We start from the raw sequence: 26,608 nt of genomic DNA on the forward strand, positions 1-26,608 counted from the left end.
GAAATATGAAAACGATAAAAGTATTAGCATTTATTATTGGTCTCAGTTTAGCATTTTCATGCGAGGACCAACTAAACGTGGTACCCGAGGACAACGTGGCTTCAAACACCGTATTCGGAAGCTTCGCAACCATAAATGGTGCGGTCGTGGGTATCTATAGTAAAAATCAAAGTGGTGACCTGAATGGTAACCCACAGTTGATGTCGGATTTTATGGCCGATAATATCAACTTCGTAGGAAGTTTCCCCTCATTGCAGGAAATTGACCAATTTGAGACTTTAGCGACCAATGCAACTATAGATAATATTTGGATAGATGCATATGAGCTCATCGGGGCTGCCAATAATATCATTGTAAATCTTCCGGATGTAAGTCCAGAAGATGTTACGGGATTAACTGAAGCCGATAAAACCCGATTTGTTGGCGAAGCCAAATTCATGAGAGCACTTACCTATTTTAGATTGGTAAACCATTTTGCCCAACCCTTTCAGTTTAATGGAGGATCTAACCTAGGAGTTCCTCTTGTTGCCGTGCCTTTTGAAGGAGGAGATATTTCAGAATTCCAATTGGAGCGCTCCACGGTAAATGAGGTCCACTCTTTTATTGAACAGGACCTATTGGATGCCATAGCCGCTCTTCCGGCGGATAATGGCGTAAGGGCTGAGTCTGGTTCAGCCAGAGCCTTGTTGGCCCGTCTCTATTTATATCGGGAACAATGGACAGAAGCTGCAGATTTTGCCAATCAAGTAATTGCATCCGGAGAATACGCCTTGGCTGCAGATTATGATTTTTATGACGATAATCCAACTTCCAGTGAGCATATTTTTGTAGTCATAAATACACCGACTGATGGACCTCAGGATGAAGATGTTCCAGGATCTGATGAAGTATATGTAAATTTCTTCAATCCAGCCCCAGGAGGTCGTGGTGATGCACCGTTCAGCCAGGATTTAATCGATGCATTTGCAGCAGAGCCTGGTGATAGAAGATTTGACGAGCTCTCGCAAGCAGCGTCAGATGCAGGAGGAAATGATACCTTTTTTACAACCAAATATCCTGATATTGTTAATAACGCATCGGATGGTATGGAACTACGAATTACAGAAATGTATCTGATTAGGGCAGAAGCCAACTTTAGAAATGGTTCTTCAGTGGGGGATACCCCTTTAAACGACATCAATATGCTGCGAAGTAGAGCAGGATTAGGCGATTTGGGGGCTGTGGATTTAGATGCCATTTCATTGGAACGAAGAAAGGAATTGTGCTTCGAAGGTCATCGTAGAATGGACCTATTGAGAAACAATCTGAATTTACGGCCAGGGGGCGGTCCTGAATCCGCTCCTGGTGCGAACAAAGTTATTTTTCCTATTGTTGATAATGAAATCACAAACAATCCCAATATCACCCAAAATCCAGGCAATTTTTAGAAATTGGTCATAGCTACGGAATACCACTGTCTACATATTGGGCAGTGGTATTTATTTTAGTCCTTTGTTATGCAAAAACAGATTAACATTCTACTAGGGTTATTGCTTTTTGGCTTTTCTTCTCAAGCCCAAATAGCACAAAACAACATCAGTTCATTTGATGATATCTCCTTTTTCGTCAATGTGAATAACCCAAAATATGACAACGCAGAAGGCACAAAATATTTGAACGAAAAATTTATTCCTGCCAAAATCAATGATCTTGAGAAGCTATACCCTGTTCGATTTGATTTACTAGATAACATTATGGAATTCAAGGAGAATGATCAAGAAATCATGGGAATCTCTCCCGCCAAGGAATATAGAATTGGATTTACTGATGGTTCAAATCGTGTTTTTGTTTCCAAAACGATTATTGATGAGACGGGAGATTTGAAACGGCTATTTCTTGAGGTAATTAAGGTCAATCCGAAGTATTCACTATACAAAAGAGAGAGAGTAAAGTTTCAACCTGCAAAACCTGCCAAAAGCAGTTACGAGCCTGAAATCCCCGCTGTTTTTAAAAAAATGAACGATTCGTTTTATGTGGACTATCCCGATGATAGTATAGATTACCTATTGCAGCTTCCAAAAAACAAGAAGAAAATCAAGACTTTTTTTGGGGATAAAGGCAATGAACTGGTCAAATTTGCCAAAAAAGAAGGGCTAAAATTCGACTCACAAGAGAATTTAGTAAGAATATTGGACTATTACACGCAAGAATAGTAAAGCCCTAATTTGGTTCTTTGGATAGGTTTTAAGCGGTTAGATGATTAAATTCGCAGTCCGTTAAACCATTCAATATGATTGCCACAATATGCAGAAAAGCCCACTTCAATGCGGCGCATAGATTGCACAACCCCAATTGGAGCAATGAAAAGAACGTTGAGGTTTTTGGAAAATGCAATAGCCCCAATTACCACGGCCACAACTTTGATTTAGAAGTAAGGGTTCGAGGTGAAATCAATCCAGACACTGGTTTTGTAATGGATTTGGCAGCTTTAGGCGCCTTGATCAAAAATGAAATAGAGGAGCGATTTGATCACAAAAATCTGAATGAAGACTGCCCTGAATTTGAAAATGTATTTCCTACCACCGAATATTTTGTAAAAGTGATTTACGACATCCTAAAACCAAAGATGCCGAATAAGGAGTTACTACATATCACTTTGCACGAAACACAAAAGAATTCCGCGGAATATGGAGATTGGTAACAATTTTCCGATATTGCGGCACTTTACAAACGGGATATTAGCTCAGTTGGTTTAGAGCGCTGCCTTGACAGGGCAGAGGTCACTGGTTCGAATCCAGTATATCCCACACAAAAGGACTTCTTCCATTTTTTGGTAGAGGTCCTTTCCTTTTTAAGGGCATTTTTTCCGTTTCCCTTCAAATAGGGAATTTGCCACGTTTAAACAATTCCTCTTTAAACCCATATTTTCCGCTTCGCTTATTTTTTTTGGTCTTGTGCCTTACTTCGATTGTTCATTTGCAGCGACAACCAAAAGACAGAACAAAATTTTCACAATTAACTTTTTAAAAAACTAGAATTATTATGAAAAAGAATGTTTTAAAAGCTGCAGCACTGGCGTTACTTTTCGCTTCATGTTCAGAAGACGATTTTGTCGGGGACACACCAGACCCTGTAGAACCGCCTCAGACCGGTGTAGCTTCTGTCGTACTTAACGAGGTTGAGTATTTGGGGAACCGTGTAGAAATTTTCAACAATGGGGAAGTGGATGTTGACCTAAGTGGTTACTTCCTGTGCCTAGGTCCTGGCACCTATCGTCAAATTGGAAGTTTAGAGTCGCAAGGGAATACCAACTTGGCTCCTGGAGAGTATTTGGTTGTTAACTATGACATGCCTAATGCTGAAGGCGGTCTTGGGCTTTATGTAGACAACTCCGGATTTGGAGATGCCTCTACCCTAGCCGATTTTGTACAATGGGGTGCTGCCGGAAGTCCTCGCGAAAATGTTGCTGTTGAGGCTGGTATTTGGACTGCTGGCGATTTTGTTCCTGTACGAGGAAACGAGAACTACAGCATCATTTTTGATGGTGAAGGAAATGGGGTTGCTAACTGGGCTGAAACTACTACCGTTACTTTTGGCGCTGAAAACGTATTGACCATGCCAGCGGCACTAAGACGCAGTATTGTATTAAACGAAGTACAATATGCTAGTGATGACTTGGTAGAAATCTACAACAATGGAGAAGTTACTGTTGATTTGAGTACCTACTGGTTATGTTTAGGACCTGGCACTTATGTTCAATTGGGCAATGTAACCCCAGCAAGCGGAAATCTTCAATTGGAAGCTGGTGAATTCTTGGTAGTACCTTACGAGATGCCTGATGTAGAAGGCGGTTTGGGACTATATTCCAACAATGCTTTTGGTAGCGCTGATGCCATTGTTGATTTTGTGCAGTGGGGTGCTGGAGGAAGTCCTCGTGAAAACGTTGCAGTTGAAGCTGGAATTTGGACGGCTGGCGACTTTGTTCCTACCGTGGCACTTAGCAGTGCAAGTATTGAATATGATGGCGAAGGTGATGCATCAACAGATTGGAACGAAGAAGTCAACCCATCATTTGGTCTGGCAAACGATACTCAAAATGTTACTACCACCTTCAATGTAACTATCAGTAACGTCATCAACTATTTGAATGTTCATGTTTTTAACGAAAATTCAAGAACTGGAACTCCCGGTCCTTTGACAAAAAACGGGGATTCTTATGAAATTGCCTTCCAGGCCGTGCGTGGAACCAAACTTACCCCAGTAACCATGATGGGTAATAGCAATGACTGGTTCTTGGCCCCAGAAGATTTGGCTGGAATCGATTTATATCCAAATGGCTCTCCTCTTAATGGCGTAGATATTGCAAGCGACTTAATTCTTTACGACTTGGGGACCGAAGCTGACAATGACCCTTCAACTTTCCCTCCTGCTGGTGCCAATGTCGGTCCTGCAGACCCAAATCCTTATGTAAGAACCGTAGACCGAGGAGTTAGAGGTGATTTCTACATAACCGCATATATTACCTATAAGCCAGGTGACGGACAATCTGCAGGTACATTCACGCTGACAATCACGGCCATAAATGCCGACAACTTTGTAGTGACCCCTGGTCTTGCGGTACTGCATGCACTACCTGAGCCACTGTTCACTCTTGGAGAAGAAGATAGAGGAGTTGGTCTTGAGGCCATAGCAGAAGATGGAAACCCTGGTCCTTTGTATGACTGGTTCAATGAAACGGGTTCACAAGGAGCTCCTTTGAGACTTTCCTCTTCGCTTAGCGTTTTCTCCCCAGGTTTGGTATATGCCTTTAATACGGATAGTGACCCATTCTTCACACAAGGCGCTACGGTAAACCCAGAAAGTGGATTGGAAGAATTAGCTGAGGACGGAAATAACGCCGTTGCCGTTTCCTACTTTGAAAACCTTGGTTTGCCTGTAGCTGCTAGTGAACAAACTGCTCCTATTGGTCCAGGTGAAGATTTGACTTTTACCATTGAAGTTCCACAAGGACAGGACTACAAATTAGGAATTGGCACCATGTTAGTGCAAACCAACGACTGGTTCATTAGTTATAACAATAACGGGGTAGCCCTTTTTGATGAGACGGGTGTTCCCTTCTCTGGAACCGGTGAAAGTGATGAAGCCTATCTTTTTGATGCAGGTACTGAAGAAGACGAGGCTGTTGGATTTGGAATCTACCAAGCGCCAAGACAAGCTGGTCCAAACCAGGGTCCTGCAGATGATAACACTACCATCCGTAGACAAGCTTCCATTACTGATGTTCAGTTTGGCAAAGGAACCATCAACAGTGCGCCTGGAGTAGTTTATCTTCAGGACCCAAGAGGTGGATACAACTTGGTACGTGTTGATATTCAACCGCAATAAAAATAGTGTTTCGGAGTATATTTAGATGCTTTTGTTGACAGAAGGCCGAAAGAGAAATCTTTCGGCCTTCTTTTCACATGAAAAAAGCCGTGGGTAAACACGGCTCATTCATCAATCAAAAAACGAAACAGAAAAACTATCCTAATTCTCTGAATTCTTCAATGGTGAAAAAATCTTGATCATTATTGTTGACAAAATAAATCCCTTCGTCTTCTATGAGTCTCAACGTTTTATCATCTACCATAACTGCAAATCCATCTTCAGTCGGTACGACTTGGAATTCATCAGAAATCGATTTTCTATATTTCAATACAAAGTATTGTTCATATTCCTTATCATTGTCGTTGTCGATTGCTATCAGCTTGGTAACCTTGGCTGCAGCATATTCCCGACTTTGATTGAGCTTACCTTTATCTTGCTCTTCCCATTTCACGGGGTACCTTCGGTGCTCCATAATCTTTACGTTGCACTGGGTTTCAGTTCCATCTTTTTCTATAGAAAAGGTTTTGTGTATGGTAGCGTTCATTGAACCTTGGTTGTCTATCTGGGCATAGGATGGTGCCGTTATCAGCATAATGCCCAACATTGTTATAATATTTCTCATTGTCTTTTTTCAGTTATTAATATTTCATTCTATCATTCATTGGAAGGTCTACTTCAAGAAAGAAGTGAACATCCAATTTCTTTTTTCCAGCCTTCTTAAGAAATCCGTCAGCATTTGCTCGGTGGCAATATCGCCCGTATCCAAAGAAGCTCCAACGGCCGAAATCATATTATCATGGAGAATTTCAAAATCTTTCAAGACTTCCTTTACCATTTCGAGCGCTGTTCTTTCACTTTCCGATTCCTTGATTTCAGAAAGCTCCAAACTCTTCTTTAAGGTAAAATTGGGTTTAATTCCAAAGACCCGAATCCGCTCCGCCAGAATATCAATATTTTTTTTCACCTCATTGTATTCATTTTCAAATTGCTCGTGCAGTTCAAAAAATTCTGGCCCTTCAATGTTCCAGTGAAAGTTTCTGAGTTTGTTATAGAACACTTGGTAGTTGGCCAATAGGGTGTTGAGATGCACTACGATTTCTGCGGTTTCCAAATAGGTAAATCCGAGTTTTTTATATTCTTTATTCTTTTCTATTGTATTATTTGTTTTTATAATTTCCATTGTTTTCTTTTTACCATGTTCCATCTTGGAGTCATTCCATGTACTGGAATGATTCAAGAATAAAATGATTTTAAAAATTTGAAGATTAACGTGCTAAACGTTACTAGAAAGACAGCCGATTACTCGACTTAGAAAACACTGGATTTGAAGATTCGTACAAAATGTTTCATATCTTTAATATATAGTTTAATCTCGCAAAGTCAAGTATTTAACAGGGTTTAACAGTTTTAGCTGCCTCATTAACAACTCTTTGTACTTTGCTTATCAATTAGAATGAACAATCGCAATCCCTTGACAAAAAAGACAACACCCCCTAACCTGAACATATTGTTGCTTGTGGTCGTTGGGATTTGGGTTTTATCTGCAATACTGATTCTTGTTTTCTTTGATAATTGGGAAACGAGAGGAACTTTTGGAGACCTATTCGGTGCTGTAAATGCTCTTTTTTCTGGGATGGCGTTTGCAGGTCTCCTGTATACCATAATTCTTCAAAAACAGGATATTAATCTTCAAAGGGAGGAGATTGCTGCTAACAGACTGGAGTTGAAAAAATCGGCAAAAGCCCAACAGAATTCTGAAAAAGCCCTCAAAGAGCAAGTGGAACAAATGAAAATCACTTCCAAACTGAATGCACTCAATACGATTATAAACTTTTACAATTTACAAATAGCAAATCCGAACAATAACGAAGAAATTATCGCGAAATCCAGGGAAAAAAGACGACAGGCAATCAAGGAGATTGATGCACTTATCGATTGGGTGGGTGATGATGACTATGATGGGAACTAAGTATTAAAAACACTGTTAGGCGCATCTTTTCCATTTATTACATATATAGTTCGTCATTAGTAGCATGAAGGTTGTGTTGTTTTCTGATTACGGCAATCCGCACTTTATTTCCACAGACATGTAAGAATAAAAAAATGCACCAACCCATAGCGAAGTTGATGCATTCCTGACTAAAATGGATCCAAAAGACTTTACTCGCCCTGACCTAGAGAAAAGCCCCGTTTTCCGTCAAATTCATATAAGTTTTCCGTTTTGATGACATCGAAACCTAAATTTCCAAGTTTGGACAATAAAGCAACAACGCGCTCAAAACTTATTGACGCATATGTAGGTTCTTTAGTATTTATTTTAGCATCATCCCCAACAAATCGGCATCTCCAATGATCGGTACAATACGTTTCTTTTAATCCGTTGGGATATACTTTGACGCCCCTATTGGTAATCATTTTTAATTTCAATCGATAAATATCGAATTCTGAAAGTAAATCCCCCAGTTCATTTGGATCATCCCCAGGCCAATCCAAAAAAACATCGACCCCTACCAATTCCTTACGTTGTTCCTTACGGATATAATCAGGAATCTGAACTGAACCTGTACCCTGAGCCAACATACTTGCTGTCAACTGTTTTGGAGTTTGTCCGAGGTTGGAGATTACATGGTCTGCAAATTCTTGCGTACCTACCTTTTTGATACTAATTCCCTCTTGGTAAATGTCGGCCGTATGATACCCTTGCTCTAAGGTCGTTAACCAAGCATTCTTCACCTTGTCGCCTATTTCGGGTTGACCAATATGGGCCAGCATGGCAACTCCTGCATTGATAAGTCCAGAAGGATTTGCGATTCCTTGTCCAGAAATATCTGGAGCAGAACCGTGGATAGCTTCAAACATAGCAACATTCTTCCCAATATTTGCAGAACCGCACATCCCCACTGAACCACCAATTTCCGCAGCAATGTCAGAGATAATATCCCCATAAAGATTGGCCGTGACAATAACATCATATTGCTCTGGCTTGGCCGCCAATCTCGCGGAACCTATATCAATAATTTGAACATCATTTTCAATTTCTGGATACTCCAAAGCAATTTCATCGAAAACGGTATGGAACAAACCATCCGTGATTTTCATGATGTTATCCTTGACCATACAGGTTACCTTTTTGCGTCCAAACGCTTTGGCATATTCAAAAGCATAACGGATAATTCGCTCACAACCTGGTCTGGTAATTAATTTGAGGCATTGATAAACGTCCTGAGTCTGTCTATGTTCAATCCCTGCGTACAAATCTTCCTCATTCTCTCTAATCACGACCACATCCATATTTGGGAAATGTGTGGGAACAAAAGGATGAAGTGCAGTTACCGGTCTTACATTGGAAAAGAGACCCAAAGACTTTCTCAAGGTCACATTTAAACTTTTGTACCCTTTACCTTGTGGAGTAGTTATTGGGGCTTTAAATATGATTTTATTGTTACGTATGGCTTCCCACGCATTGGAATCAATCCCAGAGGTATTTCCGGACAAATAGACCTTTTCTCCTAGCTCGATAAACTCAGGTTCAATATTTGCGCCAGCAGCTTCAAGAATTCGTAAAGTGGCCTTCATGATTTCAGGTCCAATCCCATCTCCTTGGGCAACTGCCACCTTAACAGGAACATTTAAGTGTTTTTTAAAGGGCTGTTTCGCTAATACTTTGGTATCCATAAACTATTTAATTAGATGTTGATACCGCAAATATGATAAGAATTTTATATAAATTTTTATTTAATCTATTTACTATTTATATAAAAAATATTTATATTTTGTAAATGAATGCTTGGCTTTCAGGGGTTTACAGTGCCCTACAATCTGTGGAAAGTATCATAATTTGAAGATAGAAATGGAAAAAAGAAAGGGACATATTTCTCAATGTGTCCTTTTTTACGGTTGTAAAACAAAAAAATCCCGATGCAGTACATCAGGATTTGTAATTACTGTGGGCGCGAAGGGATTCGAACCCCTGACCCCCTGGGTGTAAACCAGGTGCTCTGAACCAACTGAGCTACGCGCCCGTTCGTTTCCCAAACGGGAGTGCAAATATAGTATCATTTTCTGTTTTGCAAAAAGAAAACCCCTAAAATATTACAGCACCTCTGCAACCACAAATGTACTGCCTCCAATGTAAATTAAATCGCTGGTTTTGGCTTTCTTTTTGGCCGTTATTAGTCCTTCCCCAACGGAAGAATATGATTCGCCGATCAAACCTATTAGGTTTGCTTTTTCTTTTACGATTTCTTCGGAAAGCCCTCTAATAACTTCTGGGCGGACAAAATAATAGGTGGCCTCCTTCGGAAAAAGAGGTAATAAAGCATCCAAATTCTTATCGGAAACGAATCCAACAACCATATGTAGGGTATCATACTTCAATTTTTTCAATTGTTTGAAGATGACTTCCAGACCTTCTTTGTTGTGTGCCGTATCGCAAATTACCGTTGGTTCAATTCCCAATATCTGCCATCTTCCTAAAAGGCCCGTGTTTTCCGAAACCCGTGTCAACCCTTTTTTAATGTGCTCTTCAGAAATTACAAAGCCTTTCATTTGGCGGATAGCAGTAACTACACCTTGTATATTCTTTTTTTGGTACTCCCCCATCAAATCCGTTTCGTAGGATTCAAGCTGCTCCTCTTGGGCAAAAATCAGTTGGGAGCTTTTTTGCGCAGCAATCATTTCAAAAATACCTGTTGTTTCTGGTTGCTTCTCACTTATTACCGTTGGAATTCCTTTTTTGATAATACCTGCTTTTTCTAGGGCAATTTTTTCCAAAGTATCTCCCAAAATATCCATATGGTCGTAACCAATATTGGTAATCAAAGTAATCTCCGGAGTAATGATGTTTGTTGAATCCAATCGCCCGCCAAGCCCTACCTCAACCACAGCAATATCCACTTTTTCCTCAGCAAAGAAGGAAAAGGCCATTCCCACAGTCATCTCAAAAAACGAAAGAGAATTTGCTTCTAAAAAATCCTTGTTTACTGAGATAAAATCCGTTACAAACTTCTCATCAACCGGCTCTCCATTAATTCGAATACGCTCACGAAAATCTTTTAAATGCGGTGAGGTATACAGACCAACCCTGTAACCTGCCTCTTGCAAGATAGAGGCCAGCATATGACTGGAAGAGCCTTTACCATTGGTACCTGCAACATGAATACTCTTAAACTTGGTGTGTGGTGAATCTAAATGTTGGCTGAAATTGAGAATATTATCCAGCTTATGCTTTAAGGCATCTGCACCTTTTTGCTGATACATGGGCAACTGGGCAAACATCCAGTTGAGTGTCTCTTGGTAAGTCATGCGTTTACTGACCCAACTTAAAGTTGATTACTATAAAACCGGTTTGTTTGGAAGGTGCCTTGGAATCTAAATTCCATCTATAGGACAACGCGGTTTTTTTGGCAGGTTCCAAAAGACATGGGGCCGTGTTGGTGCTTCCTCTAACACCCGGTTTTGCTTCCACCACTCTTCCGCTACGATCAACTTTAATCTCAACAACAACTCTTCCTTCTTCGTTACACTCTTGACGAACTGCACCTTTGCTAACCAGAGAGCGGCCATTGAGACCGTAACCTCCACCTCCACTTCCAGTTCCTGGGGCTCCATAATAACTTGTGGCATACGGGTTTCCTCTTGGGTCGCCCTTATCACCCTGTCTGGAATCATCGCCTTCGCTTCCTGTTGTGGTTCCGTCTGATTTTCCTATCCCCCCAATTAAGGCATCCACACTTCTTTTCTTATTTTCTTGCTCTCTACGTTTACGCTCTTCGGCGGCTTTTTTCTCGTTAGCAATACGTTCCGCTTCTGCCTTCGCTTTTTTAGCGGCCTCCTCTGCTTTTCGTTTAGCCTCTTTCTCCTGATTGATTTTTATGGTTTCCTCATCATCACTGGTCAGTACCTTTTCAACTGGTTCGTTGGGAGCTGAAGCCTGGGGTTGGGCTGGTGGGGGAGTTTCTTGAACAGGCTTAGGTTGTACTTGCCGAGGTTCTTGACGAATCTTTTCTTTGGGTTGTACTTTACCAGAACCAAAGTCAGTTGTCCCAAAATTAATGGCAATACCTTTTTCAATAGGTGGGTCCAAGTAGGTCAATCCTATGTAAAAAAGCAACAAAAGAACAGCGCTTAAGAGTAGCGTGGTAAGTGTAAATGATTTTTTCTTGTGTCTCGTATCTAAAAATGGCATTACTTGGGTCGCACTGCCAAGATAACCTTGTAACTATTTCTATTGGCAATATCCATAACATTGACCGCCTCTTTGATGGCAACGCTCTCTTCTGCCCGTAAAATAATGGTGGGTTTCTCCTGCCCTTCCAGTGCTTTTTTTAATTCAATTTCAATGTAATCCTCGTTAATTTGTTCATTGTTCACGAAATATTCCAGGTTTTTATTAATCGTAACTGAAACATTTTGGGTATTTGTCGACTTGCCCTTTGCTTTTGGCAAAAGAAGGTCCAATGCATTTGGGGCATTGGATGTAAGCATAAAAAACACCAATAGCAGAAATACAATATCCGTCATTGACGACATGCTAAATTCAGGACTTACCTTATTTCTTCCCTTCAATTTCATCTTGAAAAACTACTAAATGGGTTCATTCAATAAATCGAGAAAGTCAACCGCATTGGCTTCCATCTTGTGTACCACTTTGTCAGTTCGGTTCACCAAATGATTATAACCAATGTAGGCGATTATACCAACCACTAGTCCTGCTACCGTTGTCGTCATGGCTGTATAGATACCTGAGGCCAAAGACCCCATTTCGGCTTGTCCCCCACTGGAGGCCATTTCGTGAAAAGCCAATATCATACCAATCACTGTTCCTAAAAAACCAATCATTGGAGCTGCTCCAGCAACCGTAGCTAAAACACTTACATTTTTTTCCAACTTGTAGACCTCCAAAGTCCCAGCATTCTCAATGGCCGTATTGATGTCATCCAATGGTTTCCCTATTCGGGCCACTCCTTTTTCGGTCAAACGGGCTACTGGAGAATCCGTTTGGGCACATAAGAGCTTGGCCGCTTCGAGCTTTCCATTCATCACATGATCCCGAATCTGGTTCATGAAATTTTTGTCAATCTTGGAAGCCGCCTTAATGGCGAAAATGCGTTCGAAATAAATGTAAAGTGCTACAAACAACAGTACGAAAAGCACCATGATAATCACAACGCTTCCAGTACCACCGTTAACAATTAAATCAATTACGGAAAGTGTTTTTTCCTCTGAAACCGATGCAGCAAGTTCGGCACCTGTTTCCAATTCTTGATACAAATTCATATAAAATCCCCAATTTTATGTTGCAATAATAACGGAGATTTTTTTGTTAAAGTATCTCTTTAAAGGAAAATTCGCATTACAATAAATCCAATAGCTCCAGCTATAAAACCTAAAAGGGCCAACCACCCTATTTTTTTTAGGTACCAAAAGAAGTCTATCTTTTCCATACCCATAGCCACAACCCCTGCTGCAGAACCTATGATAAGCATACTTCCACCAGTTCCTGCTGAATAGGCAATAAAGTGCCAAAGTGGATTATCCAAAGGTTCAGAGAACATTCCCAAACTTGCGGCAACTAGTGGCACGTTATCAATAACAGCAGAGCCAAATCCAAGAATAATTACCACAAGGTCAGAAACCTCGGTGCCTTCCAATTCTGTTCCAAGTAATCCAATACCTTGTTTAAGACCCTCTGCAAAATTGAATAAAAGACCTAAGGACTCCAAGGCAGCTACCGCCATCAAAATCCCCAAGAAGAAGAGAATACTGGGCAACTCAATTTTAGTCAACGCACTGTGCACCGGACTATGATGCGCACCAGCATCACTTTCATGATTTACCGAAGAGATGGAAATCTTGGTTTGACTATATATCTCTGCAAAAGTAGCGACAACGGCAAGGGACAACATCATACCAACATAAGGCGGCAAATGCGTAACCGTTTTGAATATCGGCACAAAAACAATAGCACTTAGACCCAGATATAGCATTCTGGCTCCATACTTCGATTTAGAGGGGCTGGCATCCTCAACCTCAATTTCTCCTTTAAAAGGGGAAAGGAAAGAGGCAATAAATGTAGGTACCAACATACATATCAAAGAAGGTAACAATAGATAGCTAATTAATTTTGCAGTCGATACCTTATTACCAATCCATAGCATCGTCGTAGTTACATCCCCAATGGGAGACCATGCTCCTCCAGCATTGGCTGCAATAACAATCAAACCGGCATACCAAAGTCTGGAATCTCTATCATTTACAATTTTTTGCAAAATGGAAATTAGGACAATTGTCGCTGTAAGGTTGTCGATGATAGCGGAAAGGATGAACGCTAGAAAAGCGAAAATCCATAATATCTTCTTCTTGCTCCGGGTTTTTATGAAAGTCTTTATCGTGGCAAAACCATCAAAATAATCTATAATTTCAACTATGGTCATAGCGCCCAAAAGAAAGACCAGAATCTCTGAGGTCTTACCTAAATGGTGCAATAAGGTTTCCTCCAAAAGATGCATTTTGTCCTCATGGACCAAATCAGCAAAATTATCAAGAAGCGCGTGTTTGCCGGAATCAAACCAAGTGGTGAAACCGTCAATTCCAAAAGCCATTAAAGCCCAGAGTATGGCCATCATGGCCAAAGCAGGTATTAACTTGTCTATTTTGAGATTATGCTCTAAGGTGATAGCTAAATATCCAAGCACAAAAATGGCAATCAGTACGGTTTCCATAGGTCAGTTGGTTTATTGTGTTGTTAAGTCTTAAAAAAGTCTAGTTCGCTAAAGATATTCAAAATGACTTTTTCCACATAATCTTCATCACATAAAATGGACCGAGGACAATTTATTACTCGGAACTAGTCAAAACAGTGCGTTAAATCATTCTCAATTATACGGTCAATCCTTTAGAAATTCCCTAGCTAACACCTATATTTGCATTGCTTTTTTAACTATTTTTCAATAATATGGATTTCAAGCTTTCAGAAGAACATTTAATGATACAACAAGCGGCCAAGGATTTTGCGGAAAGTGAGTTGCTTCCCGGAGTCATTGAGCGTGACGAAGCACAAGAATTCCCAGCTGAGCAAGTCAAAAAAATGGGTGAGCTTGGTTTTATGGGAATGATGGTAGATGAAAAATATGGAGGAAGTGGAATGGATACGCTCTCCTATGTTCTAGTGATGGAAGAACTTTCCAAAATTGATGCCTCTGCATCTGTTGTGGTTTCGGTGAACAATTCTTTGGTTTGCTGGGGACTTGAAACCTATGGAACGGAAGCGCAAAAGGAAAAATATTTATCCCGATTGACCACCGGTGAAGCTATTGGAGCTTTTTGCCTATCCGAGCCGGAAGCTGGTAGTGATGCAACATCGCAAAAAACTACTGCTTTTGAAAAAGAAGACCATTATGTTCTTAACGGTACGAAAAACTGGATTACTAATGGAAATTCTGCTGAAGTTTATTTGGTAATCGCACAAACCCATGTTGAGAAAGGTCATAAAGGAATCAATGCCTTTATTGTAGAAAAAGGAATGGAAGGTTTCGAAATAGGACCAAAAGAAAATAAACTTGGAATTCGCGGAAGTGATACACATTCCCTTATTTTCAACGATGTCAAAGTACCCAAGGAAAATAGAATCGGAGAAGACGGTTTTGGTTTCAAATTTGCCATGAAAACCTTGGCTGGAGGAAGAATAGGCATTGCTGCCCAAGCTTTGGGTATTGCCGCTGGAGCTTATGAACTATCCAAAAAGTATTCAAAAGAAAGAAAAGCTTTTGGTACAGAAATCAGTAACCACCAAGCCATAGCCTTCAAGTTGGCCGACATGCATACCAAAATAGAAGCAGCCAGACATTTAGTGTATAAGTCTGCATGGGATAAAGACAATGGCAATAACTATGACCTTTCCGGTGCCATGGCCAAACTATATGCTTCCGAGGTGGCTATGGAGACCGCTGTTGAGGCGGTTCAAGTTCATGGAGGGAATGGTTTTGTGAAAGATTATCACGTGGAGCGCTTAATGCGTGATGCCAAAATTACCCAAATCTACGAGGGCACTTCGGAAATTCAAAAAATCGTGATTTCCAGAAGTATTCTGAGAGATTGATAAAGGTTTAAAATTAGAAAAAGCATGCCCCTTCAAAATTATGGGGCTTTTGGCTAATACCAGCAACCTATGTTTACATTCTACACTCAATTTTTAGGGGGGTACATTTCCAACACTTTTATTTTTTGACTAAAAACCCCATTTTCAGATGGGTATGTTCTTTTGTTATTATGTGTTTTTGACATAATGATAATTTAACATTGCTAATTTTTAGATATTGCGTTTATTTTAACCATTTTATTCAATCCTTAAATATTTTACACAGATTTTAATATAAACCTGAAATTATCTCATCTCAAATGATATTTTTGAAGAAATGTCGCAATGATGGGAATAGAAAAACAAGGGTTGTACCTGCCAGAATTTGAGCATGATAACTGTGGGGCAGGTTTTATTTGCAGTCTTAAAGGAAGAAAATCCAACGATATTATTCATAAAGCGTTGGAAATTTTGGATAAACTTGAGCACAGAGGGGCCGTAAGCGCTGATGGCAAAACTGGAGATGGAGCTGGCATCCTAATCGATATTCCTCATGATTTCTTTACTGAGGTATGTAAATTCCAATTGCCAAACCCAGGAGAATATGCTGTTGCCAATGTATTTCTACCTCAAAAAGAAAATCAAAGAGTTTTTTGCATAGATACTTTTGAAAATAACATTCGTCAACAAGGGCTTCACTTATTAGGTTGGCGTGATGTACCGGTTAATCGCTCCGTCCCTGGACGAATTGCTAAAGAAACAGAACCGTACGTAAAGCAAGTTTTTGTTGGAAAAGGTGATGCTTTGGACGATTTTCAATTCAACCTTAAGCTGTTCATTGCAAGAAAAATCACAGAACATGCGATAATTGAAAGCAAGCTGTCCCAATCGCAGTTTTTTTACTTGCCCAGCTTATCCACTAAAATCATCATTTTCAAGGGACTTTTAGTTCCCCAAGATATCAGTAAATACTATGAGGATTTGCTAGACCCAAGGGTTGTCACCCGACTTTCCTTAGTCCACCAGCGTTTTTCAACAAACACTTTTCCCACTTGGGATTTGGCGCAACCTTTTAGATATATGTGCCATAATGGAGAAATCAATACACTGAGAGGGAATATTTCAAGAATGCGTTCTCGCGAAGAGTTGATGCAAAGCGATTGGTTTGGTGAAGACATCAAAAAAATACTTCCCGTCGTATTGCCGGCAAAATCAGATTCGGCCAGTATGGATATGGTTGTTGAACTGTTGCTAATGACTGGAAGGTCACTGCCTGAAGTGATGATGATGTTGGTACCGGAGGCCTGGGAAAAAAACACGGAAATGTCCGAGTCCAAAAAAGCATTCTACGAATACAACTCTTGCTTAATGGAACCGTGGGATGGTCCCGCTTCAATTCCCTTTACAGACGGAAATTACATAGGTGCAGTTTTGGATAGAAATGGGTTAAGACCTTCTAGATATTCAGTAACCAAAAAAGGATACGTTATCATGTCCTCCGAAACTGGGGTGGTGGATTTAGAACCAGAAGATATTGAATTTCACGGGCGTTTGGAACCTGGAAAAATGTTCTTGGTGAACATGGAGGAAGGTAGAATCGTTAATGACGAGGAAATCAAGGAATCCATCGCCAAACAACATCCTTACAAAAAATGGTTAGAGAAAAACTTGGTACATCTTAAGGATATACCCTATAACGATTGTCCTGTATTCTTTGGAGAATTTCCTTTGGAAACCCGGACTGCGGCCTTTGGATACACCCTTGAAGACATAAACACCATTATTTTGCCCATGGCAAAAAATGGGAAAGAACCTATTGGTTCAATGGGTTCTGACACACCAATCGCAGTGCTCTCAGAACGCCCACAACTGATTTACAATTATTTCAAGCAATTATTTGCTCAAGTAACCAATCCACCCTTGGATGGAATACGGGAGGAATTGATTACCGATATTAGTCTCACACTGGGAAGTGATCACAACATTTTTGACTTTTCTGAATTACACTGTCGTAAACTAAAAATCCAAAATCCCGTGATTTCCAAGGAGGATTTGGACAAAATAAAGAATTACGACAGCAGTCCGGACTATAAAGTTGTTTCCATCTCAATTCTCTACGAAGTCAATAAAGGACGAAATGGTTTGGAAGAAGCCCTGGATTCCATTCTAAAGCAGGCTTCTGAAGCTATTGATGATGGTGCCAATATCATCATCCTTTCCGATAGGATGGTAAGTACGGAAATGGCGGCAATTCCAGCCTTGTTGGCTTGTTCCTACGTGAATAGCGGTCTTCGAAAAATGGGCAAGCGTTCCAAGTTGAGTATCATTGTAGAATCTGCGGAACCCAGGGAAGTGCATCATTTCGCCCTCCTTTTTGGTTTTGGTGCCAGTGCTATCAATCCCTATTTGGTCAATGAAATCATAGGGCAACAAATAGAGGAAAATGATATCACTGAATACAGCTTTGAAGAAGCCATCAAGAACTACAACAAAGCGGTTGGGAAAGGAATTCTTAAGGTGATGAACAAAATTGGAATTTCAACGCTAAATTCTTACAGAGGTTCTCAATTGTTTGAATGTATAGGAATTAATACCAAAGTGGTTGAGAAATACTTCCCCAATACCCCTACTCGTATTCAAGGCATTGGTTTATATGAAATTGAAAAGGAGATTGCTAAAAGACATCACAAGGCCTTTAGGAGACAAGAGTTGGCAGCCGACTTGGATTTGGAAATAGGCGGGGAATATCGTTGGAGAAGGGATGGTGAAAAACATATGTTTAACCCTTTGAGCATTGCCAAACTTCAAAAAGCAGTACGAAATAACGAGCCGGATACATACCAAGAGTATTCTAATCTGGTGAATGAGCAATCCAAAAACCTAATGACAATTCGGGGATTATTTGAATTTTCAAACTTTGATCCAATCCCGATTGAAGAAGTTGAACCTTGGACGGAAATCGTTAAGCGATTCAAAACAGGGGCGATGTCATATGGAAGTATAAGCAAGGAAGCCCACGAAAACCTTGCCATAGCGATGAATCGAATAGGGGGAAAAAGCAATTCAGGAGAAGGTGGTGAAGATTCGGCTCGTTTTTATAAAAACCAAACTGGCGACTGGAAAAACAGCGCCATTAAACAAGTAGCATCAGGAAGATTTGGGGTGACTTCGAATTATTTGACCAACGCCCAAGAAATTCAAATAAAAATGGCTCAAGGGGCTAAACCAGGCGAAGGGGGCCAATTGCCAGGGCCTAAAGTAAATCCAGCTATTGCCAAAACCAGAAACTCAACACCTTATGTAGGCCTTATTTCCCCTCCACCGCATCACGATATTTACTCCATTGAGGACCTATCCCAATTGATTTATGATTTAAAATCAGCGAACCGAGAAGCCCGAGTAAACGTGAAATTGGTGTCCGAGGTAGGGGTAGGAACTGTTGCTGCAGGGGTTTCAAAGGCCAAGGCGGATGTTATCCTAATATCCGGATTTGATGGCGGAACTGGAGCCTCCCCATTAACTTCTCTCAAGCATGCTGGTTTACCATGGGAATTGGGTATTGCAGAAGCACAACAAACTCTGGTTCTCAATGATCTAAGAAATCGGGTAGTATTGGAATGTGACGGTCAGCTAAAAACTGGGCGTGACGTTGCGGTAGCTTGTCTTTTAGGCGCTGAAGAGTTTGGATTTGCCACCGCACCACTGGTGGCTTCTGGGTGCATCATGATGCGCGTTTGTCATCTAAATACTTGCCCAGTTGGCATTGCAACCCAAAATCCAGAATTGCGAAAAAAATTCAAGGGTAAACCCGAACATGTGGTAAACTATATGTACTTCGTTGCCCAAGAATTACGCGAGATCATGGCAAAACTTGGATTCCGTACAGTTAATGAGATGGTAGGCCAGGTTCAAAAATTGGATAGAAAGAAAGCTATCGAGCATTACAAGGCTTCAGGAATCGATTTGAGCCCTATTTTGTATCAAATCGATGTTCCTGAAGGAACCAAACTTTACAATACAGAGACCCAGGAGCATTCGGTAAAAAATTCCATTGAATTCGACATTATTGCAAAAGCGCATCCGGCACTTTTCAGAAAGGAGAAAACGGTCTTGGATTTTCCTATTCACAACACAGACAGAGCTGTAGGCGCAATTATTAGTAATGAAATTTCCAAAATTTACGGCGCAGATGGCCTTCCAGAGAACACCCTAAAATTGAATTTCATCGGTTCAGCGGGCCAGAGTTTCGGGGCATTCGCCACTAAGGGACTTACTATGGTGGTCAATGGAAATACCAATGACTATTTAGGCAAAGGACTTTCGGGAGCCAAACTGATCATAAAGGTTCCTTATAAATCTACCTTACAACCTGAGGAAAATATTATCACCGGAAACGTAACACTATATGGCGCTACTTCGGGTGAGGCATACATCAATGGAAAAGCAGGTGAAAGATTTTGCGTTCGAAATTCGGGAGCAAAAGCGGTTGTTGAAGGTATCGGTGACCATGGTTGTGAATATATGACCGGTGGAGTTGCTGTTATTTTAGGGACCGTGGGCAGGAATTTTGGCGCGGGAATGAGTGGCGGTATAGCTTATGTTTTTGATAATGATAATACATTTAGAACCCGATGCAATGGAGAAGCTTTGAACCTGTTGGCCTTAGAGGAGGAAGAGGATATTAACGAGCTAAGACAACTCATTGAAAACCACTACAATGCCACCTTAAGTCCAATTGCGCAACATATACTTGAAAATTGGGAAAGTTCCTTGCCCAAATTCATAAAGGTGTTCCCTGAAGAATACAGACAAGCACTAATTCGTCTGGAACAAGAAAAATTACAAACCTTATAATCGTAACATGGGAAAAATAACTGGATTCATGGAATTTGACAGGAAGGTGGAATCCTATACCCCTGTCAAAGAACGTATAAAAAACTATAAGGAGTTCACTCAACCCATGAAGGAGAGTGAAATTAAAAAACAAGGCGCCCGATGTATGGATTGTGGTATTCCGTTTTGTCACAGCGGATGTCCTCTAGGAAACTTAATTCCTGATTTTAATGACGCCGTATATCGAGGCAAATGGGAAAAAGCCGCTGATATTCTTCACGCTACAAATAATTTTCCGGAGTTTACGGGCAGGTTATGTCCTGCCCCCTGCGAAGAAGCTTGTGTTTTGGGAATCAATGAAGACCCTGTTTCCATTGAAAATATAGAAAAGAATATTGTAGAGACTGCTTTTGACAAAGGGTGGATTAAACCCGTTTTACCTAATAAAAGAACAAATAAAAAAGTTGTCGTTGTTGGTTCGGGTCCCGCTGGATTGGCAGCGGCCCAACAATTAAATCGTGCGGGGCATAGTGTTACCGTTCTAGAACGGGATGAAAAAATTGGAGGACTACTCCGATATGGTATTCCAGACTTTAAAATGGAAAAGCATGTCATAGATCGTCGCCTAGAGGTTATGGAAAAGGAGGGAATCGTGTTTAAAACAGGAGTCAATGTAGGAGTAGACATCCTTGCCAGCGACCTTAAGCATGTATATGATGCAATTGTGCTTTGTGGGGGAGCAACAGTAAGACGTCAACTTCCCATTCCCGGAGCTGACTTAAAAGGCGTGGTTCAAGCCATGGATTTTTTACCCCAGAATAATCGTAAAGTAGATGGTATTCCTTTCACGGGAGAGGACCTTTCTGCCAAAGGCAAAAACGTCGTAGTTATTGGCGGAGGTGATACCGGCTCCGACTGTATCGGTACATCCATCCGACACGGGGCAAAAAGTGTTATCAATTTTGAAATTATGCCCAAAGCGACAACTAGTAGACCCGAGGGACAGCCATGGCCTTTTTGGCCTATGCGATTACGGACAAGTTCTTCACATAAAGAAGGAGCCGAAAGGGTCTTTAGTATTGCAACCAAAGAGTTCATTGGTGATGATAAGGGCAACTTAAAAAGTCTTCTTACCGTAGAAGTAGAATGGGTAAAAGTTCCTGGCAAAAGACCTCAATTAAAGGAAATAGAAGGAACTGAAAAAGAATGGGACTGCGACCTAGCACTTCTTGCATTGGGCTTTACCGGTTCCGAAACCACCATCTCAGAACAATTGGGTCTGGCAATGGATACCAGAACCAATATTCAGGCTTCAGTTTTGGATTATAAGACTAACGTTCCTGGAGTATTTGTAGCTGGTGACCAACGACGAGGGCAATCCCTAATCGTTTGGGCCATTTCAGAAGGTCGACAAGCAGCCCACCACGTGGATGCCTATTTAATGGGCACTTCAAATCTTCCTTTAAAGGGAGAAGGCGACTTACCTAGAGTTTAGGCGATAAAATTAAAAACTCCCTCAGAAAGGGAGTTTTTCTTCATTTATCTCTACACTATCGTATAATCAAACGATGAACTTCAGTCTTATCCGGGGTTATCATTTTCAAAAAATATAGGCCTGACCTGAATTCTTCAACATTAAACGAACTACCAACATCGTAACTGCCGTTATACAATAACTTCCCGTCCAATGAAATTAATTGTAACTGCACTTTTTCATAGGCCTCGTTTTCTAAGCGAAAAGCAGAACTAACGGGATTAGGATAAAATAAGGTCCTTATTTCCTGTTTCTCGGACAATCCATCAAACAGTTCAATTTCTTCTGGAATATTAAGCTTTAAGGAAGTTCCCGAAAGAAACTCATAGGCACCAATATCAAAATTTGTTCCTGATGGTCTTGCTACATTATCCATATCAAATGTAATTCCCCAGCTTGTAAGATTTGAACCCTCATCAACCACAGACGACGTAGAAGAACTTGGACTGTAGTCCTGATTTACCGTATCAGTCAACCCTAGGGTATCTATTTGACGAGTCATTATGTTTGTATAAATGTTAGTCAACAAACTGTCCCGGGTTTCTCGCTCATTAAAGTCAAAATAACTCTCTTGATTCTGCTTCCAGGTATTCCCTCCTTCAAAATCATATCCGGGGTCTACCACTAAATTGTTTACAAAATAGGTAGGCACCTCGCTTTGATTTCTATAAAGGTCGGCTGGGTCGACAGGGTGAAGCACTGTAGTATTGTAGTGTACTCCGGCTCTTTCAGGTTGGATTATTGTATTATTTGCTATGTAATATCCTTCGGTGACATCTTCAAACTCATGACGATTGTGCAGAAAAACACCGTGCATTTTGGGTTTCACAAATACGTTGTTGTACACTTTGGTGCCACTTTCTCCATTTATGATTTGCATCCCCCAACCTTTTTCCAAGGGTCCATTTTCTATGAAGTTATTGTAAACATCATAAGTTCCACCTCCCAAACTAAGCGCGAACGCCTGCCCCCATCTTCCGTCGGTGCCGTAGTTGTAAATGGTATTGTCATGGATTTTGCCATCCTCTCTGGTCAGATTTAGTTGAATGGCATCCCATCCCGTATTTTCAACAATGTTATTATATATCTCAACATTTTCAAGCCAATGTCCATATACCATGGTTCCACTACAATTTCTTCCATCATCCAGTTTATATCCGATAGTAAATCCAATATAGATGCCTTCTCCTCCTGTATCATGAATGTAATTATCATGGATATCCAAATTTTTCATGATAAAACCGCTGGATCGCCATGTTGCCGAATTGTTACAGTCGGGGTCTGTTTTCGCCATTAAACCTGCAAAACCGGCGGAAGCTACTTCAATATGGTCAATTTCAACATCGGTACTTAGTGCACTAAGCACAACTCCCATGGACCAGGACCCCGTACCGGTAATCTTGATTCCATAATCTATCGAAGAATCCCCTGTACCAGTTAGATGAATGTATTTGCTGTTTTTAAATTCCAATGCAGAATAAGCGGTCTCATTCAGTGTTACTTGACCCCCGCAGTTTTTAAATACCACTGGATTGCTAGCATCACCTGCGAAATCGTAAAATCGAATCCCTGCATAATTTCCTGAAGGAATACATATAGTGTCCCCTGGAGAATAACTGACTTGGGAGGCCCAAACCAAATTTAAAGTGGTAGATGATAGTCCGGTCAAAGTTATGTCGCAATTACAAGATTGACCTCTAGCCAACAAAACAGCACAAAAAAGAAAAGGTAATAGTAAAAGTCTACTCATAGTATTCAGATTAAATGGTTACTAAAATGAATACCATAACAACATCTGCTTATGCAGATTTTTCAGTTGGGGAAACCAGAATTGCAAGTTGAGACATGATAAAATTACATATTAACACGAATTTGCCTACAAAAATGAATATTAATTTTTAGTTATCGGTTTATCATTGTCTTGTTGCCTACCAAGGGTTTTGCCCAAACCCCTATGCTAAAAATGAAAATTAGCCCGACAAAGTTTAAGCACATGGCGAACTTTAATGATAAAAGATCACTAATGAAACCTATAAGTATTTGCACAATAGCCCCGCCCATTATACCACTCATTAAAATTCCCGCAAACGAACCGTGGTGTTCTTTTAAGGAGTTCAAAGCCAAGGAAATAATGATGGGATACATTACCGACATAAAAAACCCACACGCCTGGAAACTGTACAATGAAATATCCATGGAACCAAATAGTGCTAAAACCAAGCAGAAAATAGTTAAGCCCGTAAAGACTTTCAAAATCACTTTGCTATCAAACAACCTCAAAAGAACCAACCCCAATACTCCTCCTATTGTCATCAGTCCCCAGAAATTTCCAACTGCGGAAGCCCCAATGGTTTCAAAATCAAAACCATGATAGCTTTGCAAATACTTTGACATCCAATATGAAATACCCTGTTCTGTGCCTACGTAAGCAAAAATTCCAAGAAAATATAGAATTACAATTCGGCTACGTATCAATTCTCTAAATACATCTTTAGTACCCATTTTGTCTTCATCTTTTAATTCCATTTGTGGAAACTTCAGTAGCAAAACCACGAAAAGCATCATAAGACTTAATAATGCAAAAAGAGCATACATAAGCGCCCAGTTCAAGTCTGATTGGAATAAAGAAGGAAATGTGTTTCCTGATACAATGGCAGAATAGACATATGGACTCAAAAAAGCAGCTGCCCCAAAACAAAGTTGTCCCAGTACCGAGTTAAAGGCATAGTTTTCCTCCCCTCCTGCAACTCTTAACAATGGATTAATAACCACTTGCAAAATGGCCATTCCACTTCCGATAGTAAACAAGCTGAACAAAAAGATTTCAAAGATAGGTAGCAATACAAACAGTGTAGACCCCAAAAAAGACATTAAAAATGCACAAAACAACATCTTCTTTTGTCCGTATTTTTCTAGTAGTATACCCGCGGGAATGGACATCAATCCATAAGCAATAAAAAAAGAAAATGGAAGAAACCCTGCCATGGTTTCCGTTAGCGCAAAACTAATTGTAACGCTTGGGTTTAGAGCCCCCAATACATTGGTCAGGAAAGAAATAATAAAAAAGGTAAGCAGCACAAACAGTACGATACGACCGTTTTGAATAGTATTGGCTTTCATACAAAGCAATATACTCATTTTGATCTTGCTCTGTATCCAATCAAATATTGACAAGAAAAAGAGTCCATTAAGATTGCAAACTATCTCATGAGCATGTAGCGATTACCAGTTTTTAGGAAATCTAAGGATTAGTGAAGTCCGTTGTTTTGTCAATACATTTTCAAATTGAGGCTAAGAAACGCTGTTAGTTAAATCAATTTTTGTGAAAAAACAGAAAGACCCCGTAATATAACGAGGTCTTTTTCTTGATTAAATCTTCCATTATAACCCTAAAACATCTATGGTTACCCTTTTTGTACTACCTTCTTTGTGAAGTTTTAACTTATACCTCTTAGTCTTGACCTTTTCCTTGTCATAGACACTAATGTATTTGTTACCAATGATTTCCCATCCTTTGAAGTTCCTAGCAACCAATTTTTGAATGTTTTTTGGTGGTGCAACATCCCTGAACCGTTCCCATGAGGTAACTACACGACCCATTTCGTCATATACTGTGGATATGTAACCATTTGTAGATCGATGTATCACTTTAATACCTTTTGAATCATCGCTTTGACCATCCGCTAATTCCTGGACATCATAATTTGCTGCTCTTAGTTGTAACCCTTGTACAATTTTAGGAGTGTTCTGGTCTTTCACCTCGTAGAGATAGGAGCTATTGGTTAAGGTAACTTCTTCAAATGATTTTTTAAATGAATCTCCTTGTGTGTAACCCATTTGAAAAACTGTGAAAATCGCAAAACTTAAAACTAAACTTTTCATGACATAAAATTTTAAATGATTAATAAATTATTTGATGTCACAAATATTGAAAGTCAAGCGTGGCAACACATACCAACTATGTATCCATGTGTTACAAGTTTAATTGTAGGTCATTCAAAAAAAAATGAAAGTGTTTAAATAATGCATCATTTAGAGAATACATGTTGCATTTATGATTTTTTAAGGGCTTTTGAACATTGCCTTAATCATAAAAAAGTTACTCCTTAGCTAATGAAGGGTTGGAAAACCTATCTTTTTATGGAGCTCCAAATAGCGAGCATCCTGTCTTACATCCTTTAATAGAGTTTCTGAATGCAGCCATAGTAGTTCTCCCTCGTGCTTTTCGAAGGATTTATTAAGCCAATAAAACGCTGTATCATATTCCTTTAAATGACAGTAATAGAGGGCAATAAACCATTTAGGACTTCCGGAAACTGAACTCATACTAGCTTGCTTAAGTTGTTCCAATTTCAGATCAGATTCGTTTTTCTGACCTAAAGATTCACTCACTACTAAGTCTAGCCAAATTAAAATTGGTGGTCGGTCAGGAAAGATTTGCATCATTCTATCCAACCTTTCTCTTGCCATTTGATACTCACCTATATGATAAAGATATTTTATAGACTCCCGTAACCAGTCATAATCATCATTATATAGTGCATAATCATCTTCATAAATTTTAAGTGCCTGATCTGTCATACCATTGTAGAACAGGGCCTCGGCATGCCAAAAAGAATATAATGGTCCATCTGCCTTTTTTAAATTTTCAGCATTTGTCATATACTCCAAGGCCTCTTCGTATTTCCCAATATATAGCAAATACAATGGTGCTATTAGGGTCTTTTGATAGTTTTCCTCCATTGTTGCAAAATCCCAATCACCCAAGAATGACAGTCTCAGCAATGCATCAATAACCATTTCATTATCAGGTGCTA

At 40.0% G+C, this 26,608-nt stretch carries 20 protein-coding genes and 2 tRNA genes (1 of these 22 only partly in view); 9 read left to right on the forward strand and 13 right to left on the reverse strand.

Translation table 11 applies throughout. From position 1 onward, the window contains the following. The first annotated feature begins 5 nt into the window (after window positions 1-5). The 5 genes from ACSLUF_RS13545 (at window position 6) to ACSLUF_RS13565 (ending at window position 5,364) form a co-directional block, all read left to right on the forward strand. Window positions 6-1,427 carry a RagB/SusD family nutrient uptake outer membrane protein gene (locus ACSLUF_RS13545; RefSeq protein ID WP_435623305.1) on the forward strand — a complete coding sequence of 474 codons (1,422 nt, stop codon included), beginning with the start codon at window positions 6-8 and terminating at the stop codon, window positions 1,425-1,427. Window positions 1,428-1,496: 69 nt separating this feature from the next. After that, the gene (locus tag ACSLUF_RS13550; protein WP_435623306.1) at window positions 1,497-2,192 is read left to right on the forward strand and encodes a hypothetical protein; all 696 of its coding nucleotides are present in this window, start codon (window positions 1,497-1,499) and stop codon (window positions 2,190-2,192) included. 77 nt (window positions 2,193-2,269) lie between these two features. After that, window positions 2,270-2,680, forward strand: coding sequence for a 6-pyruvoyl trahydropterin synthase family protein (locus ACSLUF_RS13555; RefSeq protein WP_435623307.1), 411 nt, complete (start codon window positions 2,270-2,272; stop codon window positions 2,678-2,680). 31 nt (window positions 2,681-2,711) lie between these two features. Then, window positions 2,712-2,786, forward strand: a tRNA-Val gene (locus ACSLUF_RS13560). 235 nt (window positions 2,787-3,021) lie between these two features. After that, window positions 3,022-5,364, forward strand: a complete 2,343-nt coding sequence (locus ACSLUF_RS13565) for a spondin domain-containing protein (RefSeq protein WP_435623308.1) — start codon at window positions 3,022-3,024, stop codon at window positions 5,362-5,364. A gap of 136 nt (window positions 5,365-5,500) precedes the next feature. Here the strand turns inward: ACSLUF_RS13565 and ACSLUF_RS13570 are convergent, their stop codons facing one another. Together ACSLUF_RS13570 and ACSLUF_RS13575 are read right to left on the reverse strand one after the other, a co-directional pair. Beyond that, complete coding sequence (locus tag ACSLUF_RS13570; protein WP_435623309.1) at window positions 5,501-5,968, reverse strand: hypothetical protein; 468 nt, start codon at window positions 5,966-5,968, stop codon at window positions 5,501-5,503. Window positions 5,969-6,016: 48 nt separating this feature from the next. Continuing rightward, window positions 6,017-6,526: a Dps family protein gene (locus tag ACSLUF_RS13575; protein WP_435623310.1), complete on the reverse strand. Its 510-nt coding sequence runs from the start codon at window positions 6,524-6,526 to the stop codon at window positions 6,017-6,019. Between the two features lie 273 nt (window positions 6,527-6,799). Between ACSLUF_RS13575 and ACSLUF_RS13580 the strand changes: the two genes are divergently transcribed. Then, on the forward strand, window positions 6,800-7,315 hold the full coding sequence (locus ACSLUF_RS13580; protein WP_435623311.1) for a hypothetical protein: 516 nt from the start codon (window positions 6,800-6,802) through the stop codon (window positions 7,313-7,315). Between the two features lie 191 nt (window positions 7,316-7,506). Here ACSLUF_RS13580 and ACSLUF_RS13585 read toward each other — a convergent pair whose 3' ends face one another. From ACSLUF_RS13585 to nhaD, 7 genes are all read right to left on the reverse strand, one after another. Beyond that, window positions 7,507-9,021: an NADP-dependent isocitrate dehydrogenase gene (locus ACSLUF_RS13585; RefSeq protein WP_435623312.1), complete on the reverse strand. Its 1,515-nt coding sequence runs from the start codon at window positions 9,019-9,021 to the stop codon at window positions 7,507-7,509. A 272-nt stretch (window positions 9,022-9,293) separates the two neighbouring features. Continuing rightward, a tRNA-Val gene (locus ACSLUF_RS13590) sits at window positions 9,294-9,368 on the reverse strand. Between the two features lie 70 nt (window positions 9,369-9,438). Beyond that, on the reverse strand, window positions 9,439-10,650 hold the full coding sequence (locus ACSLUF_RS13595) for a bifunctional folylpolyglutamate synthase/dihydrofolate synthase (RefSeq protein WP_435623313.1): 1,212 nt from the start codon (window positions 10,648-10,650) through the stop codon (window positions 9,439-9,441). 4 nt (window positions 10,651-10,654) lie between these two features. Beyond that, a complete protein-coding gene (locus ACSLUF_RS13600) occupies window positions 10,655-11,533 on the reverse strand; it encodes an energy transducer TonB (RefSeq protein WP_435623314.1) in 879 nt (292 codons plus the stop codon). Continuing rightward, window positions 11,533-11,919: an ExbD/TolR family protein gene (locus ACSLUF_RS13605; RefSeq protein ID WP_435623315.1), complete on the reverse strand. Its 387-nt coding sequence runs from the start codon at window positions 11,917-11,919 to the stop codon at window positions 11,533-11,535. The genes ACSLUF_RS13600 and ACSLUF_RS13605 overlap by 1 nt, the downstream gene beginning before the upstream one ends. A 12-nt stretch (window positions 11,920-11,931) precedes the next feature. Further along, a complete protein-coding gene (locus ACSLUF_RS13610; RefSeq protein ID WP_435623316.1) occupies window positions 11,932-12,624 on the reverse strand; it encodes a MotA/TolQ/ExbB proton channel family protein in 693 nt (230 codons plus the stop codon). 59 nt (window positions 12,625-12,683) lie between these two features. Further along, window positions 12,684-14,069, reverse strand: a complete 1,386-nt coding sequence (nhaD, locus tag ACSLUF_RS13615; protein ID WP_435623317.1) for a sodium:proton antiporter NhaD — start codon at window positions 14,067-14,069, stop codon at window positions 12,684-12,686. 233 nt (window positions 14,070-14,302) lie between these two features. On the opposite strand from nhaD, the gene ACSLUF_RS13620 reads away from it, so the two are divergent. From ACSLUF_RS13620 to ACSLUF_RS13630, 3 genes are all read left to right on the forward strand, one after another. Next, window positions 14,303-15,445: an acyl-CoA dehydrogenase family protein gene (locus ACSLUF_RS13620; protein ID WP_435623318.1), complete on the forward strand. Its 1,143-nt coding sequence runs from the start codon at window positions 14,303-14,305 to the stop codon at window positions 15,443-15,445. A 327-nt stretch (window positions 15,446-15,772) separates the two neighbouring features. Next, entirely contained in the window at window positions 15,773-20,278 is a 4,506-nt protein-coding gene (gene gltB / locus ACSLUF_RS13625; protein WP_435625843.1) for a glutamate synthase large subunit, read from the forward strand. A 7-nt stretch (window positions 20,279-20,285) separates the two neighbouring features. After that, the gene (locus ACSLUF_RS13630) at window positions 20,286-21,752 is read left to right on the forward strand and encodes a glutamate synthase subunit beta (RefSeq protein ID WP_435623319.1); all 1,467 of its coding nucleotides are present in this window, start codon (window positions 20,286-20,288) and stop codon (window positions 21,750-21,752) included. Between the two features lie 55 nt (window positions 21,753-21,807). Here ACSLUF_RS13630 and ACSLUF_RS13635 read toward each other — a convergent pair whose 3' ends face one another. The 4 genes from ACSLUF_RS13635 to ACSLUF_RS13650 all read right to left on the reverse strand — a co-directional run. Continuing rightward, on the reverse strand, window positions 21,808-23,541 hold the full coding sequence (locus ACSLUF_RS13635; protein ID WP_435623320.1) for a T9SS type A sorting domain-containing protein: 1,734 nt from the start codon (window positions 23,539-23,541) through the stop codon (window positions 21,808-21,810). A gap of 152 nt (window positions 23,542-23,693) precedes the next feature. Beyond that, a complete protein-coding gene (locus tag ACSLUF_RS13640) occupies window positions 23,694-24,911 on the reverse strand; it encodes an MFS transporter (protein WP_435623321.1) in 1,218 nt (405 codons plus the stop codon). A 261-nt stretch (window positions 24,912-25,172) separates the two neighbouring features. Then, window positions 25,173-25,673 (reverse strand): hypothetical protein, encoded by a 501-nt coding sequence (locus tag ACSLUF_RS13645; RefSeq protein WP_435623322.1) that lies wholly within the window; start codon window positions 25,671-25,673, stop codon window positions 25,173-25,175. 228 nt (window positions 25,674-25,901) lie between these two features. Continuing rightward, window positions 25,902-26,608: the 3' end of a helix-turn-helix domain-containing protein gene (locus ACSLUF_RS13650; RefSeq protein WP_435623323.1), read on the reverse strand. It continues 1,210 nt past the right edge of the window; the window shows 707 of its 1,917 coding nt (coding positions 1,211-1,917); the start codon falls outside the window, past its right edge — the gene reads right to left on this strand; its stop codon occupies window positions 25,902-25,904.

Origin of the sequence: Flagellimonas sp. (assembly GCF_965601775.1) — a bacterium.
In the GTDB taxonomy this organism is placed as follows: Bacteria; Bacteroidota; Bacteroidia; order Flavobacteriales; family Flavobacteriaceae; genus Flagellimonas.